Annotated in this window: 9 protein-coding genes; 6 read left to right on the top strand and 3 right to left on the bottom strand. The window is 66.7% G+C overall.

All coding sequences use genetic code 11. The annotated features are described in order from the left end of the window. The first annotated feature begins 6 nt into the window (after positions 1-6). The gene (locus HV766_RS29540) at positions 7-3672 is read left to right on the top strand and encodes a YhdP family protein (protein WP_415823430.1); all 3666 of its coding nucleotides are present in this window, start codon (positions 7-9) and stop codon (positions 3670-3672) included. 109 nt (positions 3673-3781) lie between these two features. On the opposite strand, the gene rho is transcribed toward HV766_RS29540, so the two are convergent. Both rho and trxA read right to left on the bottom strand, forming a co-directional pair. After that, positions 3782-5041: a transcription termination factor Rho gene (rho, locus tag HV766_RS29535; RefSeq protein WP_175182331.1), complete on the bottom strand. Its 1260-nt coding sequence runs from the start codon at positions 5039-5041 to the stop codon at positions 3782-3784. A 117-nt stretch (positions 5042-5158) separates the two neighbouring features. Continuing rightward, on the bottom strand, positions 5159-5485 hold the full coding sequence (gene trxA, locus HV766_RS29530) for a thioredoxin TrxA (protein WP_006218534.1): 327 nt from the start codon (positions 5483-5485) through the stop codon (positions 5159-5161). Positions 5486-5811: 326 nt separating this feature from the next. Between trxA and HV766_RS29525 the strand changes: the two genes are divergently transcribed. From HV766_RS29525 to HV766_RS29505, 5 genes are all read left to right on the top strand, one after another. Beyond that, positions 5812-7773, top strand: coding sequence for a DNA topoisomerase IV subunit B (locus HV766_RS29525; RefSeq protein WP_175182330.1), 1962 nt, complete (start codon positions 5812-5814; stop codon positions 7771-7773). Further along, positions 7773-8378, top strand: coding sequence for a YcxB family protein (locus HV766_RS29520; RefSeq protein WP_175182329.1), 606 nt, complete (start codon positions 7773-7775; stop codon positions 8376-8378). Before HV766_RS29525 ends, HV766_RS29520 begins: the two co-directional genes overlap by 1 nt. A gap of 35 nt (positions 8379-8413) precedes the next feature. After that, entirely contained in the window at positions 8414-10753 is a 2340-nt protein-coding gene (gene parC, locus HV766_RS29515; protein ID WP_054458716.1) for a DNA topoisomerase IV subunit A, read from the top strand. A 114-nt stretch (positions 10754-10867) separates the two neighbouring features. Further along, a complete protein-coding gene (locus HV766_RS29510) occupies positions 10868-11491 on the top strand; it encodes a TetR/AcrR family transcriptional regulator (RefSeq protein ID WP_175182328.1) in 624 nt (207 codons plus the stop codon). Then, positions 11488-12687, top strand: a complete 1200-nt coding sequence (locus HV766_RS29505) for a DUF418 domain-containing protein (protein WP_175182327.1) — start codon at positions 11488-11490, stop codon at positions 12685-12687. Before HV766_RS29510 ends, HV766_RS29505 begins: the two co-directional genes overlap by 4 nt. Here the strand turns inward: HV766_RS29505 and HV766_RS29500 are convergent, their stop codons facing one another. Further along, complete coding sequence (locus HV766_RS29500; protein ID WP_175182326.1) at positions 12688-15306, bottom strand: TRAP transporter permease; 2619 nt, start codon at positions 15304-15306, stop codon at positions 12688-12690. Positions 15307-15411: the final 105 nt, after the last annotated feature.

The following is a 15411-nucleotide window of genomic DNA, read 5'->3' as shown; positions in this document are numbered from 1 at the left end:
CGATCCGTGTCTGTTTCAAAAAAAGTGCTCTGTTGGGTGTTCTGGGCCGTGCTGACCGTCTATTGCGTCGTGGCCCTCGGACTGCTGGGCGTGCGCTATTGGGTTCTGCCCCGCGCGGACCAATGGCGTCCCCAGATCGAAGCCTACGCCAGCAAGGCGCTGGGCTCCCGAGTGACCATCGGCTCCATCCAGGCGAACTGGCAAGGCCTGAACCCCAAACTCGATCTCACCTCCGTCCAAGTCTACGACGATGAGGTGGACCCGGTGTTGTCCTTGCCTTCCGTTTCGGCGGTGCTGGCCTGGCGCAGCATCCTGGTCCTGTCGCCCAAGCTGCTGCGGTTGCAGCTCGACCGGCCCGAACTCCTGTTGCGGCGCGATCCCGAAAATCATCTATGGGTCGCGGGCCAGGACATCGATCTCAATGACGACGACCAGCGTTCCGACCTGGACCATCCAGCGCTGCGCTGGCTGGGCGCGCAGCGCGAGCTGCGCATCCGCGGCGCGACCATACGCTGGCAGGACGAGTTGCGCCGCGCGCCGGAGCTCACCCTGACGGGCGTCGACTTCCTGGCGCGCAACGGCAGTTTGTCGCATCGTTTCGTGCTCAAGGCCGCGGCGGGCGAGGCGCTGGCGCGCAACGTCGAGCTGCGCGGCGAATTCAATCGCAGCCTGTTTTCGGTGAACGCGGCGAATCCCGGCAATTGGGGCGGCCAGCTATATGTACAGCTGGACGACGCTGAACCCTTGGCCTGGCAGCCTTGGTTCGAGGTCCCGGCGGTGGCGGGCCGCCTGAGCGGGCGGGCATGGCTGCAGCTGGAACGCGGCAAGTTCACCGATCTGACCGCGGACACTGCCGTGCGCGGCCTGAAATGGACCGAGACCGCGCAAGGGACCGCAGCTCCAGGCTTCAAGGCCGGGTACGTCCAGGCCCGCATCCAGGGCTTGCCGGGCGACTTCATGCAGCTGGACAGCGTGCCGCTGGCGCGCAGCCCTGGCGCCCCGGCGGTGTCGGTCAGCGCCAAGGCCGAACAGCTCACTCTGTCCTTGCCGGGCGTCTTCGAGCAACCCACGCTGGCTGTGCGCGACGTGGCGCTGGATGTCGCGGTCAAAGGGCCCGATGCGAAGCACTGGTTCGTGGACGTAGGCCAACTGCATCTGGTCAACGACGATCTCGACGTGCGCGTGCAAGGGCAGTGGCGGCCAGAAGGCAGGACCGCGGCGGGCAGCGTCGACATGCACGGCGTGATGGCGCGCGGCTCCATGTCCGCCATCCATCGCTACCTGCCGCTGGAGGTCAACGCCGATGCGCGCGAATGGCTGGCCATCGGCTTGCCCGCGGGCGAAATGCAATCGGCCTCCATCACGCTCAAGGGCGATCTCGACGAATTTCCTTTTGGCGCGCCTGGGGCTCAGGGCGATTTCGTGATCGCCGGCGCATTCAGCGGCGCCAAGGTCGACTACGCGCCGGCGCGCGAGCGCCGCAAGGGCTGGCCGATGCTGGAGAACCTGTCCGGCAATTTCCGCATCGACAAGGTCAGCCTGGCGCTGGACAGTCCGGGCGGCGCGGTCGCGCATACCGGATCGGGACATACCGTGACGCTGGGGGCGGTTTCCGCAACCATTCCCAACATGGAAGAGAACTCCGAACTGCTGCTGACCGGCGAGACGTCCGGCGCCGTGCCGGCCTATCTGGCGCTGGCAGCCAACTCGCCCTTGGGCGAGTTGCTGGATGGCGCGCTGGACGAGGCGCGCGGCACCGGCGACTGGCGGGTGGGGCTCAAGCTCAAGGTGCCTCTGTTGAACACCGATGACACCCAGGTCCAGGGGAACATCTTGTTCGCGGGCAACTCCTTCACCTTCATGCCGGAGATGCCGCTGCTCAGCCAGATGCACGGTGACCTGGAGTTTTCGGAGAAGGGCGTCGAGGCCAAGGACTTGCGGGCCCTGTTCCTGGGCGGCCCGGCGCGGATTTACGGACGTCTGGCGCAGAGCACGGACGCCTTGCGCTTCGAGGGTACGCTGGCCGGGCCGGCGCTGACTCAATTAAGCAACACGCCGTCCATGTCGCGCTTTTCGGGCAAAGCGGCCTACAAGGGCAAGGTGGGCTATCAGCGCGGCGGCGCGGTGGACATTTCCGTCGAGTCCGATCTGGTGGGCATGGCGATCGACATGCCCGCTCCGGTCGGCAAGGCCGCCCAGGCTTCGCAGTTGCTGAAGGTGCAATGGTCGCCCGCGCAGGACCGCGGAGCGCAGAACCGGCGCTGGCTCACCGCAAGCCTGGGAGATGCCGTCAACGCGCTGTTCGAACGGGCGCCGTCCGAAGGGTCGCCGTCCTACTTCGCGCGCGGCGCGCTGGGCATCAACCGTCCGGCAAGCCTGCCGGAACGCGGGTTCAGCCTGAACGCGAGCCTGCCTGAACTGGACCTGGATGCCTGGGAAAGCGTGTCCGACGGCTTCAGCGCGCCTGCTGGCAAGGGCCGTGCCGCGCCCAAGCCCATGCTGCCCGCGGCCGAACGCATCAGCTTGGCGGCCGGCGTCTTGCGGACTGGCGGCTTTACCCTGAACGACCTGACGCTGTACGCGACCCGGCCGGGACCCGCCCAATGGCGCGTGGATCTGCAATCCAAGCAGGCCACGGGTTCGCTCGAATGGCGCGAGGCCTCGGGCGCCATCGCCGGCCAGATCACCGCGCGCCTGAAGCATCTGTCGCTGGGCGGCGAGGGCGACACCAACAAGGCCGACGAGGCGCTGTCCTCCGGCAACGACCTGTCAGACATCCCGGCGATCGACCTGCAAGCCAAGGAATTCCTGCTGTACGGCAAGAACGTGGGCGAACTCCAGGTGCAGGGCACGAACCTGCAGCGCGGCCGCCAATGGCGCCTGGACAAGCTGTCCATCGTCAACGACGCGGCCTCGCTCAACGCCACCGGCAACTGGAACCTGGAAGGCCAGAGCCGCGGCCTGACCGTGGACGCTTCGGTCAAGTTCGAAGACGTGGGCAAGTTCCTGGACCGCATCGGCTTCGAAAAGGTGGTGTCGGGTGGCAAGGGCACGATGCAGGGCAAGGCCACCTGGCGCAATCTGCCCTGGACCCACAAGATCGAAGACCTGACGGGCGAGGTCGACGTCAGCCTGGACAAGGGCCGCTTCATGCACGTCAACTCCCGCACCGCGCGGCTGCTGGAGCTGCTGTCCCTGCAATCGCTGCAGCGGCTGGCGCGGCTGGACGTAAATCCCACCAATCTGCTGCGCGACGGCTTCCCCTTCGACACCATCCGCGGCAAGGTCAAGCTGGCCGACGGCACGGCTTCGACCGAAGGCTACAAGATCAACGGGCCGGTGGCGACCATCGTGCTGGCGGGCGGGGTCAACATCATCCGCGAACGCTGGGACATGAAGGCCGTGGTGATTCCGAACCTGGACGCCAGCGGGGCGGCCATGGTGACGGCGCTGGCGGTCAATCCGCTGATCGGCCTGGGAGCCTTCGTGACGCAGTGGCTGCTGAAGCAGCCGCTGGCGCGGGCCATGACCATGGAATACGCCGTCACCGGCAGCTGGGACGATCCCAAGATCGAGCCGATAGACGCGTCCGGCAAGCCGGCCGGCAACAAGCAGACCCCGCGTCCGGCGCCGCAGCCTGGCACGCTGGAGGAGTTCATGGGAGGGCAGTGAGCCGCCTGTCCGGCCCATGAAAAACGCCCTGGGCGCAAGCGCGCTCCAGGGCGTTTTTCATGGCCGGGTCCAAGGCGCGGGCGCCGCGGACCGCAGGCTCTGACCAGGCTTACTTCTTCTTCATCATGTCGAAGAATTCGGCGTTGGTCTTGGTGGCGCGCATCTTGTCCAGGATGAATTCCATCGACTGGACTTCGTCCATGTCGTGGATGAACTTGCGCAGCACCCAGACCTTCTGCAGCAGGTCGGGGGCGATCAGCAGCTCTTCGCGGCGGGTGCCGGACTTGTTCAGGTTGATCGACGGGTAGACGCGCTTTTCGGCCAGGCGGCGCTCGAGGTGGACTTCGGAGTTGCCGGTGCCCTTGAATTCTTCATAGATGACTTCATCCATGCGGCTGCCGGTTTCGATCAGCGCCGTGCCCAGGATGGTCAGCGAACCGCCTTCTTCCAGGTTGCGGGCCGCGCCGAAGAAGCGCTTGGGGCGTTGCAGCGCGTTGGCGTCCACGCCGCCGGTCAGCACCTTGCCGGAGGCCGGCACCACGGTGTTGTAGGCGCGGGCCAGACGGGTGATCGAGTCCAGCAGGATCACCACGTCCTTCTTCATTTCGACCAGGCGCTTGGCCTTCTCGATGACCATTTCCGCGACCTGCACGTGGCGGGTGGCGGGTTCGTCAAAGGTCGAGGCGACCACTTCGCCGCGCACGGTGCGCTGCATTTCGGTCACTTCCTCGGGGCGTTCATCCACCAGCAGGACGATCATGACCGCGTCGGGGTAGTTGGTGGTGACGGCGTGCGCGATGTGCTGCATCATCACCGTCTTGCCGGACTTGGGGCTGGCGACGATCAGGCCGCGCTGGCCCATGCCGATGGGGGCGAAGACGTCAAGAATGCGGCCCGTGAGGTTTTCCTCGCTCTTGATGTCGCGTTCCAGGCGGATGTTGCGGTTCGGGTGCAGCGGCGTCAGGTTTTCGAACATGATGCGATGCTTGATCGCTTCAGGCGCCACGCCGTTGACCTTGTCCACCTTCACCAGGGCGAAATAGCGCTCGCCGTCCTTGGGCGTGCGCACTTCACCTTCGATCGAGTCGCCGGTGTGCAGGTTGAAGCGGCGGATCTGCGAGGGCGAGATGTAGATGTCGTCCGTGCTGGCCAGATACGAGGTCTCGGGCGAGCGCAGGAAGCCGAAGCCGTCGGGCAGGACTTCCAGGACGCCGTCGCCGAAGATCTGCTCGCCTTGCTTGGCGCGCCGTTTCATGATGGCGAACATCAGCTCCTGCTTGCGCAGGCGGTTGGCGTTCTCGATTTCCAGGCCGGCGGCCATTTCCAGCAGCTGCGAGACGTGCAGCGCCTTCAGTTCGTTGAGGTGCATCGCGGTGGATTTTTGGGGGAAAGTGAAGGAGAGTTCTGGCGGCGCGCCACGGACGGGCACACGCGGTATTGAATGAGCGCCGCCCCGAGGGCGGCGCCTTCGTTCACGGCACGCGGCTTACAGCGCGCCGTCCAGGAATGCGGTCAGTTGCGACTTCGACAGCGCGCCAACTTTGGTGGCGGCAGCTTGGCCGTCTTTAAAGAGCATAAGGGTGGGAATGCCGCGGATGCCGTACTTGGTGGCGGTACCCTGGTTTTCATCGACGTTCAGCTTGGCGATCGTCAGGCGGCCAGCGTACTCCGTGGCGACTTCTTCCAGGATCGGGGCAATCATCTTGCAGGGGCCGCACCAGGCAGCCCAGTAGTCCACCAGCACCGGCTGGCCGGATTTCAACACATCGGCATCGAAGCTGGCGTCACTGACGTTCTTGATTTGGTCGCTCATGATGGTGATTCTCGGTTCGGCAGCAAAAGGCGCGTAAAAAGGGACGCGCCCCGCCGTTGTTCTTGTTTGTGGATGGACTCAAGCATACCACTGTCAATATCAACAGGCATACCACTGTTAATAACAACAGGAGTTGCTGGATTTGTGTAGGATGTTGCGGCGCAGTTGTCGCGATCCGGGCGGTACCGACCCGATGCGCTGGCTGTGACTGTCATCATCCTACCGAATTCGGAGCTGGTCAGGTCGTGCTCATCCCACTGGGAGCCGCGCAGAATCTGGACTTATCCGTAAAATGTCGGTTTTTTTCCACAGATGTTGGGGATAACTTGGCCACTCCACGTTACACCGAGGCGTCCATTCGCGTCCTGAAGGGACTGGAGCCCGTGCGCCAGCGCCCGGGCATGTACACCCGAACCGAAAACCCCCTGCACGTCGTGCAGGAGGTCATTGATAACGCCGCAGACGAGGCATTGGCCGGATACGGCAAGCAGATCCAGGTCACGCTGCACGTCGACGGCAGCGTTTCCGTCGAGGACGACGGGCGCGGCATTCCCGTTGGCCTGCACCCTGAAGAGAACGCTCCCGTGGTGGAGCTGGTGTTCACGCGCCTGCACGCAGGCGGCAAGTTCGACAAGGCGGGCGGCGGCGCCTACGCCTTTTCCGGCGGCTTGCACGGCGTGGGCGTGTCCGTCACCAACGCCCTGGCCACGCGCCTGGAAGTGGTGGTGTGGCGCGATGGCGCCGTCAACCGCCTGGTCTTCAAGGGCGGCGACGTGGCCGAGCCCCTGGCGCCCTACGAGCAGGGTGGCCGCAAGAAGTCCGGCACCCGCGTGCGCGTCTGGCCGGACGCCAAGTATTTCGACAGCCCCAACATTCCGCTGGGCGAGCTGACGCACCTCCTGCGCAGCAAGGCCGTGCTGCTGCCGGGCGTCAAGGTTTCCCTGGTCAACGAGAAAACCGGCGACACCAAGACCTGGCAGTACCAGGACGGCCTGCGCGGCTATCTGTCCGAGGCGCTGGCCGGGGCGGAGCTGATGGTGCCGTTCTTCGAAGGCGAACAGTACGCCGGGGCCGACCACGAGAACTTCGCCGAAGGCGAGGGCGCCCAGTGGGTGGTGGCCTGGACCGAGGACGGCAACGCCGTGCGCGAGTCGTACGTGAACCTGATTCCGACGCCTGCCGGCGGCACCCATGAATCGGGCCTGCGCGAAGGCCTGTTCGGCGCGGTCAAGGGTTTCGCCGAGCTGCACAGCCTGCTGCCCAAGGGCGTCAAGCTGCTGCCGGAAGACGTGTTCGCCCGCGCCAGCTTCGTCTTGTCGGCCAAGGTGCTGGATCCGCAGTTCCAGGGCCAGATCAAGGAACGCCTGAACAGCCGCGACGCGGTGCGCCTGGTCGGCGGCTTCTCCAAGAGCGCGCTGGACCTGTGGCTGCACAGTAACGTCGAATACGGCAAGAAGCTGGCCGAACTGGCCATCCGCCAGGCCCAGGCGCGCCAGCGCTCGGCCCAGAAGGTCGAAAAGCGCAAGAGCTCGGGCGTGGCCGTGCTGCCGGGCAAGCTGACCGATTGCGAATCCAGCGACGCGACCCGCACCGAAGTCTTCCTGGTCGAGGGCGACTCCGCGGGCGGTTCGGCCAAGATGGGCCGCGACAAGGAATTCCAGGCCATCCTGCCGCTGCGCGGCAAAGTGCTCAATTCCTGGGAAGTGGATCGCGACCGGCTCTTCGCCAACAACGAAATCCATGACATTTCCGTCGCCATCGGCGTGGACCCGCACGGTCCCGGCGATACCCCGGACCTGTCGGGCCTGCGCTACGGCCGCATCTGCATCCTGTCCGACGCCGACGTCGACGGTTCGCACATCCAGGTGCTGTTGCTGACGCTGTTCTATAAGCACTTCCCCAAGCTGGTCGAAGCCGGCAACGTGTTCGTGGCCAAGCCGCCGCTGTTCCGGCTGGACGTGCCGGCGCAGGGCAAGCGTCCGGCGCGCAAGATCTACTGCCTGGATGAAGGCGAACTTGAAGCCGCGCAGGACAAGCTGCGCAAGGAAGGCGTGCGTGAAGGCGCCTGGGCCGTCAGCCGCTTCAAGGGCCTGGGCGAAATGAATCCCGAGCAACTGTGGGAAACCACCATGAATCCGGACACGCGCCGCCTCTTGCCCGTGGGCTATGGCGACCAGACGCCCGAAGACACCACCCGCATGTTCGACATGCTGATGGGCAAGGGCGAGTCCTCGCAGCGCCGCGCCTGGATCGAAGAGAAGGGCAATCTGGCGGAGCTGGACATCTGATGGCCGGGTCCGCGCCCGGCTCGGCCCGCATGGACGTCCAGATGACTGCCGACGACTACGCCGACTTCGCCGCTTACGTGTACAAGCGGCCGGAGCTGCGCCGTCGCCGCTACCGCTCCCATCTGCGTTTCGCGGTCCTGATGATCGTGGCCCTGCTGGCCTACCTGATCTGGCAGACCTGGGACGGCAATACGCCGAACTGGGGGCGGATCCTGCCCGTGTATTTCCAGGGCTTGGCGGTGGGCCTGGGCATTCTTGCGCTCCTGGCGCTGGCTTACGAGTACGTCCTGCCCTCGATGGTCAGGATGAACACGCGCCGCATGCTGAAGCGTCAGCCCGACGAGCTTTTCCTGGGACGGCATCAGCTGGACTTCGGCCCCGACGGCATCACGGATACCACTGCCACCGCCTCCGGACGCATGGACTGGTCCGATGTGCGGCGGGTCGAGGAAACCCCACAGCATCTCTATGTCATTCTCGGCACCTTGCAAGGCGTGATCATCCCCAAGCGCGGGCAGGACGCCGCCACGTTGGATGCGGTGCGGACCCAGTTGCGCGCGCATGTCGCCGATACGCAGCTGATGTCGTCCGCGCAGGCGCTTTGACGCCGTTTCGATGAAATTGTCTACCTGAATACATCATGACCGACAGCAATCAACCCGGCTTGTTCGATTCCAATCCGCCCGGCGGCGATGGCGGTGGCGATGGCGACGCCGCCATCACCCTGGCGCGCTACGCCGAGCAAGCCTATCTGGACTACGCGGTGTCCGTGGTGCGCGGCCGCGCCCTGCCGGACGTGGGCGACGGGCAGAAGCCCGTGCAGCGGCGCATTCTCTTCGCCATGCAGGCGATGGGGCTGGCCGCTGGCGCCAAGCCCGTCAAGTCCGCGCGCGTCGTGGGCGACGTGCTGGGCAAGTATCACCCGCACGGCGACCAGGCCGCCTATGACGCCATGGTGCGCATGGCGCAGGATTTCTCGCTGCGCTATCCGCTGATCGACGGCCAGGGCAACTTCGGTTCGCGCGACGGCGACAACGCCGCCGCCATGCGCTACACGGAAGCCCGCCTGACTCCTATCGCCAAGCTGCTGCTGGACGAGCTGGACGAAGGCACCGTGGACTTCGTGCCCAACTACGACGGCAGCCAGCAAGAGCCGCAGATGTTGCCGGCGCGCCTGCCCGTGATGCTGCTCAACGGCGCCTCGGGCATCGCGGTCGGCATGGCGACCGAGATCCCACCGCACAACCTGCGCGAAGTGGCGCAGGCTTGCGTGGCGCTGCTGAAGCACCCGCAGATGCCGGACGCCGAGCTGCACGCCCTGATCCCGGGGCCGGACTTCGCGGGCGGCGGGCAGATCATCACGCCGGCCGAGGACATCGCCCAGATCTACGCGGGCGGCCGCGGTTCGCTCAAAGTGCGTGCGCGCTGGCAGTTCGAGGAAATGGCGCGCGGCCAATGGCAACTGGTGGTCACCGAGCTGCCGCCGGGCACCTCGGGCCAGAAGGTGCTGGAAGAGATCGAGGAAATCACCAACCCCAAGGTCAAGACCGGCAAGAAGAGCCTGACGCCCGAGCAGACGCAGGCCAAGGCGGTGATGCTGAACCTGCTGGACGCCGTGCGCGACGAGTCGGGCAAGGACGCCGCCGTGCGCCTGGTCTTCGAACCCAAGACCTCGCGCGTGGACCGCGACGAATTCGTCAACACGCTGCTGGCGCAGACCAGCATGGAAAGCAGCTCGTCGATCAACCTGGTGTGCATCGGCACCGATGGCCGGCCGCGCCAGAAGGGGCTGCGCGACATCCTGGTCGAGTGGCTGGCGTTCCGTACCAATACCGTGGTGCGCCGCACGCGCTTCCGCCTGGACAAGGTCATCGACCGCATCCACGTGCTGGAAGGCCGCATGGTCGTCTACCTGAACGTGGACGAAGTCATCCAGACGATCCGCGAATCCGATGAACCGCGCGCCGCGCTGATGGAACGCTTCAAGCTGTCCGAACGCCAGGCCGAGGACATCCTGGAAATGCGCCTGCGCCAGCTGGCCCGCCTGGAAGGCTTCAAGATCGAACAGGAACTGGCCGACAAGCGTGACGAACAGGTGCGCCTGCAGGAACTGCTGGACAATCCCGCTTCGCTCAAGCGCCTGCTGGTCAAGGAAATCGAGGCCGACGCCAAGCAATACGGCGACGACCGCCGCACGTTGATCGAGACCGCCGAACGCGCCGTGCTCGAAACCAAGGTGCTGGACGAGCCCGTCACCGTGATTGTGTCGCAGAAGGGTTGGCTGCGCGCCCGCCAGGGCCACGGCCACGATGCGTCGCAATTCGGCTTCAAGCAGGGCGACGATCTGTACGGCGCCTTCGAGTGCCGCACCACCGACACGCTGATCGCCATGGGCGACAACGGCCGCGTCTATTCGGTGCCGGTCGCCGGGCTGCCTTCGGCCCGCGGCGACGGCCAGCCGGTCACCACCATGATCGACCTGGGCAGCGGCACGCGTATCGTCCACACGATCGCGGCCGCGCCCGACAGCCGCTGGCTGCTGGCTACGCGCGGCGGCTACGGCTTTGCCGCCAAGCTGTCCGACATGGTCAGCCGCCAGCGCGCCGGCAAGCAGTTCATCACCCTGGAAGAGGGCGACGAACTGCTGCGTCCGGTGCCGCTGTTCGACGGCGCCAAGCAATTGGCGCTGCTGTCGCACAAGGGCAAGTTCCTGGTGTTCGGCCTGGACGAGGTCAAGACGCTGTCCGGCGGCGGCCGCGGCACCATCCTGATGGGGCTGGACGGGACCGACAAGCTGGACCAGACCGTGCCCATCGGCGCGGGCGGCCTGCGCGCGGCCGGCATCTACCGCAACAAGCACACCGAGGACATCCTGGCGGGCGACGCGCTGGCGCCTTACATCGGCAAGCGCGCCCGCAAGGGCCGGGCGCTGGATGTGCGGCCCAAGCAGCCGGTGGTGCTGTCGCCGGTGCTCGGCTAGGCTCCGGGCGGGCAGACCAGAGAATGGCGGGCTGCGGCCCGCCATTTTTTTCGTCTGTTGACCGGCTGCGCGATCCCGGTATTTAATAGATAGATCATTCAGTCTATTAATAGCATGCGCAAGATCGACCCCATCAAGCAGCAGGAACGGCGCACCCAGATATTGGCCGCCGCAGCGGATTGCTTTGCCGAGCACGGCTTCCATTCGACCTCGACGGCGCAGATCTGCGCCCGCGCCGGCATGAGCCCCGGCAACCTGTTCCACTACTACGGCAGCAAGGCGGAAATCATCGAAGCGATGATTGCGTCGGATACCGAGTCCGCGCGCGAACGCATGCGGCAAGCATGCGCCGAGCCCGACGCGAGGCAGGCGTTGACGGATTGGGTCGCCGCGCAGTTGGCGCAGCATCAAGACCCGGCCTACGTCCGGCTGGGCATGGAGATCCTGGCCGAAGCCGTGCGCAACCCGCGCGTGCACGCGCTGGTGCTGGAGAACGAGGCGGCGCGCAAGGCCGGGTTGATGGCCTTGCTGGAAACGGTGTGGGCACAACGCACGCCGCCGCAGGCGGCAGCCGAGATGGCCGATACGCTGTTGCTGCTGCTGGACGGCGTCTACAGCCGGTCGGTGGTCGACCCCGCCTTTGGCGCGGCGGCCGGCAGCCGTCTCCTGGAACAGGCCTTGTCGCGGTGCCTGCCTGGCGACGCGCAACAAGGCGCAGCCGCAGGGGGGCAGGCATGAACGCGGCAGCAACCCATGCGCGGCTGGAGCAGGTCGATGCGCTGCGCGGCTTCGCGCTCTTCGGCATCCTGGTGGTCAACATCGGCGTGTTCTCGTCGCCGTTCTATGGCGCCGGCGTGGCCGACCCGGCGTACTCGCAGCCCTTGGACCTGGCCGTGCGCTGGCTGATCGCGTGGCTGTTCGAGACCAAGTTCTACCTGCTGTTCTCTTTCCTGTTCGGGTACAGCTTCACCTTGCAGATGACCGCTGCCGAACGCAGCCAGGCGGCTTTTGCGCCGCGCTTCCTGCGCCGCTTGGCGGGCCTGGCTTTGCTGGGGCTGGCGCACGCGGTGCTGTTCTACCAGGGCGACATACTGCTGACCTACGCATTGCTGGGCCTGGCTCTGCTGCTGTGCCGGCGGATGGAGCCGCGGCGGGCGCTGCGCATTTCGCTGTGGCTCATCGTGCTGACGGCCTCGTTGTGGGCCATTCTGGGCGCATTGAGCTATCTGGACCCGGTGTCGCCCGGGTACGAGGCGCAGTACCACGCGGACGCCCTGGCGGCGATCGACGCCTACCGGGGCAGCATAGGCACGACCATCGCGCAGCACTGGAAAGAGCTGACCGGGGGCGTGTGGTTCACGGTGCTGTTCGTGCAAGGGCCGTTCGCGTTCGCAATGTTCCTGGCGGGCTACGCGCTGGGCCGCCGTAACGCGCTGGCCGATCCCTGGCGTCAGCCGCGTGTGCTGTGGTTGCTGTGCGCGCTGGGCCTGGCGCCAGGCCTGGCCGGTTCTGCGGCCTACGCCTTCAGCACGCTGCCGTCAGCGGGGGCAGCCTGGGAACTGCCGGGCCTGGCGGTGGACCTGCTGACCGCGCCGTTGCTCAGCATGTCGTACGCGGCGGCCTTGCTGCTGGCCATGCGCACGCAGCCGGGGGCGCGGCTGGCGGGCTGGCTCGCGCCCGCCGGGCGGATGGCCTTGAGCAACTACCTGATGCAATCCGTGGTCTGCGCCTTTCTTTTCACCGCTTGGGGCCTGCGCCTGTTCGGTTCGGTCTCGCCGCTGGCGACGTTCTGCATTGCCGTCGCGATATTCGCGGCGCAGTTGCCGCTGTCCGCCTGGTGGCTGCGGCGCCACGCCTACGGCCCGGTCGAGTGGTTCCTGCGCGCGCTCACCATCGGCGCCTGGCCGGCCTGGCGGCGCGCGCGGGCTGACTGATCAGACCGGCTTGGCGCGCAGCCGGCCGACGGGGGCGCCGCCGTCGCGCCGGCCCTGGCGCGCCCACATGCCTGCCAGCAGCAGCAACGCGGGCACATATACCCAGAAGTCGGACCAGCGCTGCGGGTTGGGCGCCTTCACTTCCAGCACGTCCCAGCCTTGTTCCCAGCCGGCGCGCTGGGCGCGGCTGCCGAAACGCACGCCGCCGATCTGCGTCTGCTCGCCCAGGCTCATCAGTGTCAGTCCGGCCTCGGCCAGGCGCTTGCGGCCCGCGTCCTGCCCGCCCGGGTTGTCCGTCAATTCGGGCAGGGCAACGGCCACCGTCTTGGTCAGTTCGTCGCCTTCCAGGTTGATGCCGCGCAGCACCACCGTCAGCCTTCCATTGTCGGGCAGCGCGCCCGCGATGGCCTGCATCTCGGAGGCCGGACGGCTTTCATGGCGCGGCGCGAAATGGTCCATGAACCAGTCCGGACGGAACAGCATGAACGTGACCAGCAGCAGCACGCCGACTTCGGCCAGCGTGCAGCGCACGCGGAACCAGCGCATGGTGGCGGCGGCGAAGGTCAGCGAGGCGATCGTGGCGCCCGTCACGACCAGCGCCAGTTCCCAACCGTAGGTGACGTCGATCAGCAGCAGCATGGGGTTGAACACGAACATGAACGGCAGGATGGCCGTGCGCGCCGCGTAGGTCACGCCCTGGATGCCGGTCTTGATCGGGTCCTCGCCCGAGATGGCGGCGGCCGCGAAGGTCGCCAGGCCGACGGGTGGGGTGATGTCGGCCATGATGCCGTAGTAGAAGACGAACATGTGCACCGCGATCAGCGGAATCACCAGGCCGCTCTGCGCGCCCAGCTCCACCACCACGGGCGCCATCAGCGTCGCCATCAGGATGTAGTTGGCCGTGGTCGGCATGCCCAGGCCCAGGATCAGGCACACCACCGCCGTGAAGATCAGCATCAGCAGCACGTTGCCCATGGACACCAGTTCGACGAAGGCCGTCATGCGCAGGCCCAGGCCGGTCAGGGTGATGGCGCCCACGATCAGCCCGGCGGTGCCGCAGGCGATGGCGATGCCTATCATGTTGCGGGCGCCGTCCTCCAGGCCGCCGATGGCGTCGCGCCAGCCGTGGCGCCAGGCCGCGGACACCGGCTGCTTGCGGAACCAGGCGATCAGCGGACGCTGTGTCACCATCTGGAACAGCATCGCCATCGCCGCCCAGAACGCCGACAGTCCGGCCGACAGCTCTTCCACGCTCAGGCACCAGACCAGGATGCCGATGGGAATCAGAAAGTAGAGCCCGGCGCGCACCGTGGGCCAGGGTTGCGGGCGCACGGGGTGGTTGATGTCGATGTCCTGCGGCAAGTCGGGGTGGCGCGCCGCCACGCGCAGCAGCCACAGATAGAGCACGGCCAGGATGGCCAGCAACACCCAGATGGCCGCGGCGCCTGCCACGGCCTGCACGCCCGTGCCTATCCAGTAGACCGCGCCCATCACCAGCAAGGTGCCGCTGATGCCCATGCCCCATCCGGCCAGCTTCTGCAGCGGCGTGCGCGCGGGACCCGAGGCCATCATGGGCTGGATGCCCAGTTTCAGGGCTTCCAGGTGGACGATGTAGAACAGCGCGATGTAGGAGATCGCGGCCGGCAGGATCGCGTGGCGGATGATGTCGGTGTAAGGAATGCCGACATACTCGATCATCAAAAAGGCGGCTGCGCCCATCACGGGCGGCATGATCTGGCCGTTGACGGACGAGGCGGTCTCGATGGCCCCGGCGCGCACGCCGCCGTATCCGGCCTTCTTCATCAGCGGAATCGTGAAGATGCCGCCCGTCACCACATTGGCCACCGACGACGCCGACACCAGGCCGTTGACGGCGGAGGACACCACCGCCACCTTGGCCGGCCCGCCGCGCAGGTGCCCCAGCAGCGCGAACGACACCTGCATCATGTAGTTGCCCGCGCCGCACTTGTCCAGCATCGAGCCCAGCAGCACGAAGATGAAGATGTACGACACCGATACGCCCAGCGCCACGCCATAGACGCCTTCCGTTGTCAGCCACATGTGCGACATCAGGCGTTCCAGCGACGCGCCGCGGTGCGCCAGCACGTCGGGCAACCAGGGGCCGGCCAGCGCGTAGGCCACGAACACCAGGCCCAGCACGGTCATGGGCAGGCCGAGCGCGCGGCGCGTCACCTCCAGCAGCAGCGCCAGGCCAATCGCGGCAGTGGCCACGTCCATGGTGGTCGGCTGGCCGGGACGGCCCGCCAGCTCGTTGTAGAAGACGTACAGATAGCTGCCGCAGAAGCCCGCCATCAGCGCCAGCGCCCAGTCGTACCAGGGCATGCGGTCGCGCGCCGAGCGCTTGCTGGCGGGGTAGGCCAGATAGCCCAGGAACATGGCGATGCCCAGGTGCAGGGCGCGCGCCTCGGTGTCGTTGAAGATGCCCCAATTCAGGGAGAACGGCAGCGGCGACGCGTACCAGAGCTGGAAGAGGGACCAGATCAGCGCGCCCGCCGCCAAGGTGGCGCCCGCCAGGCCGCGCACATTGCGGCCTCCGCGGTCGGCGTCGGCGACCAGCTGTTCCAGGTCCGGGGCCGGCGTATGCGGCTCTTTATTCATGAAATTCCCCTACGTGTCATGGCGCGCGCCGGCGGCGCGGCGCGCGTTGAGCCCCCGCGCTTGCTGTGCGCAGGGGACGGCAGCCTGCGTGGCGGGGTTGGACCC

Source organism: Achromobacter aegrifaciens (assembly GCF_902859735.1).
Taxonomy (GTDB): domain Bacteria; phylum Pseudomonadota; class Gammaproteobacteria; order Burkholderiales; family Burkholderiaceae_B; genus Achromobacter; species Achromobacter aegrifaciens.
The sequence above is the reverse complement of the archived record's forward strand: the minus strand, read 5'-3'. Positions and strand labels throughout refer to the sequence as shown.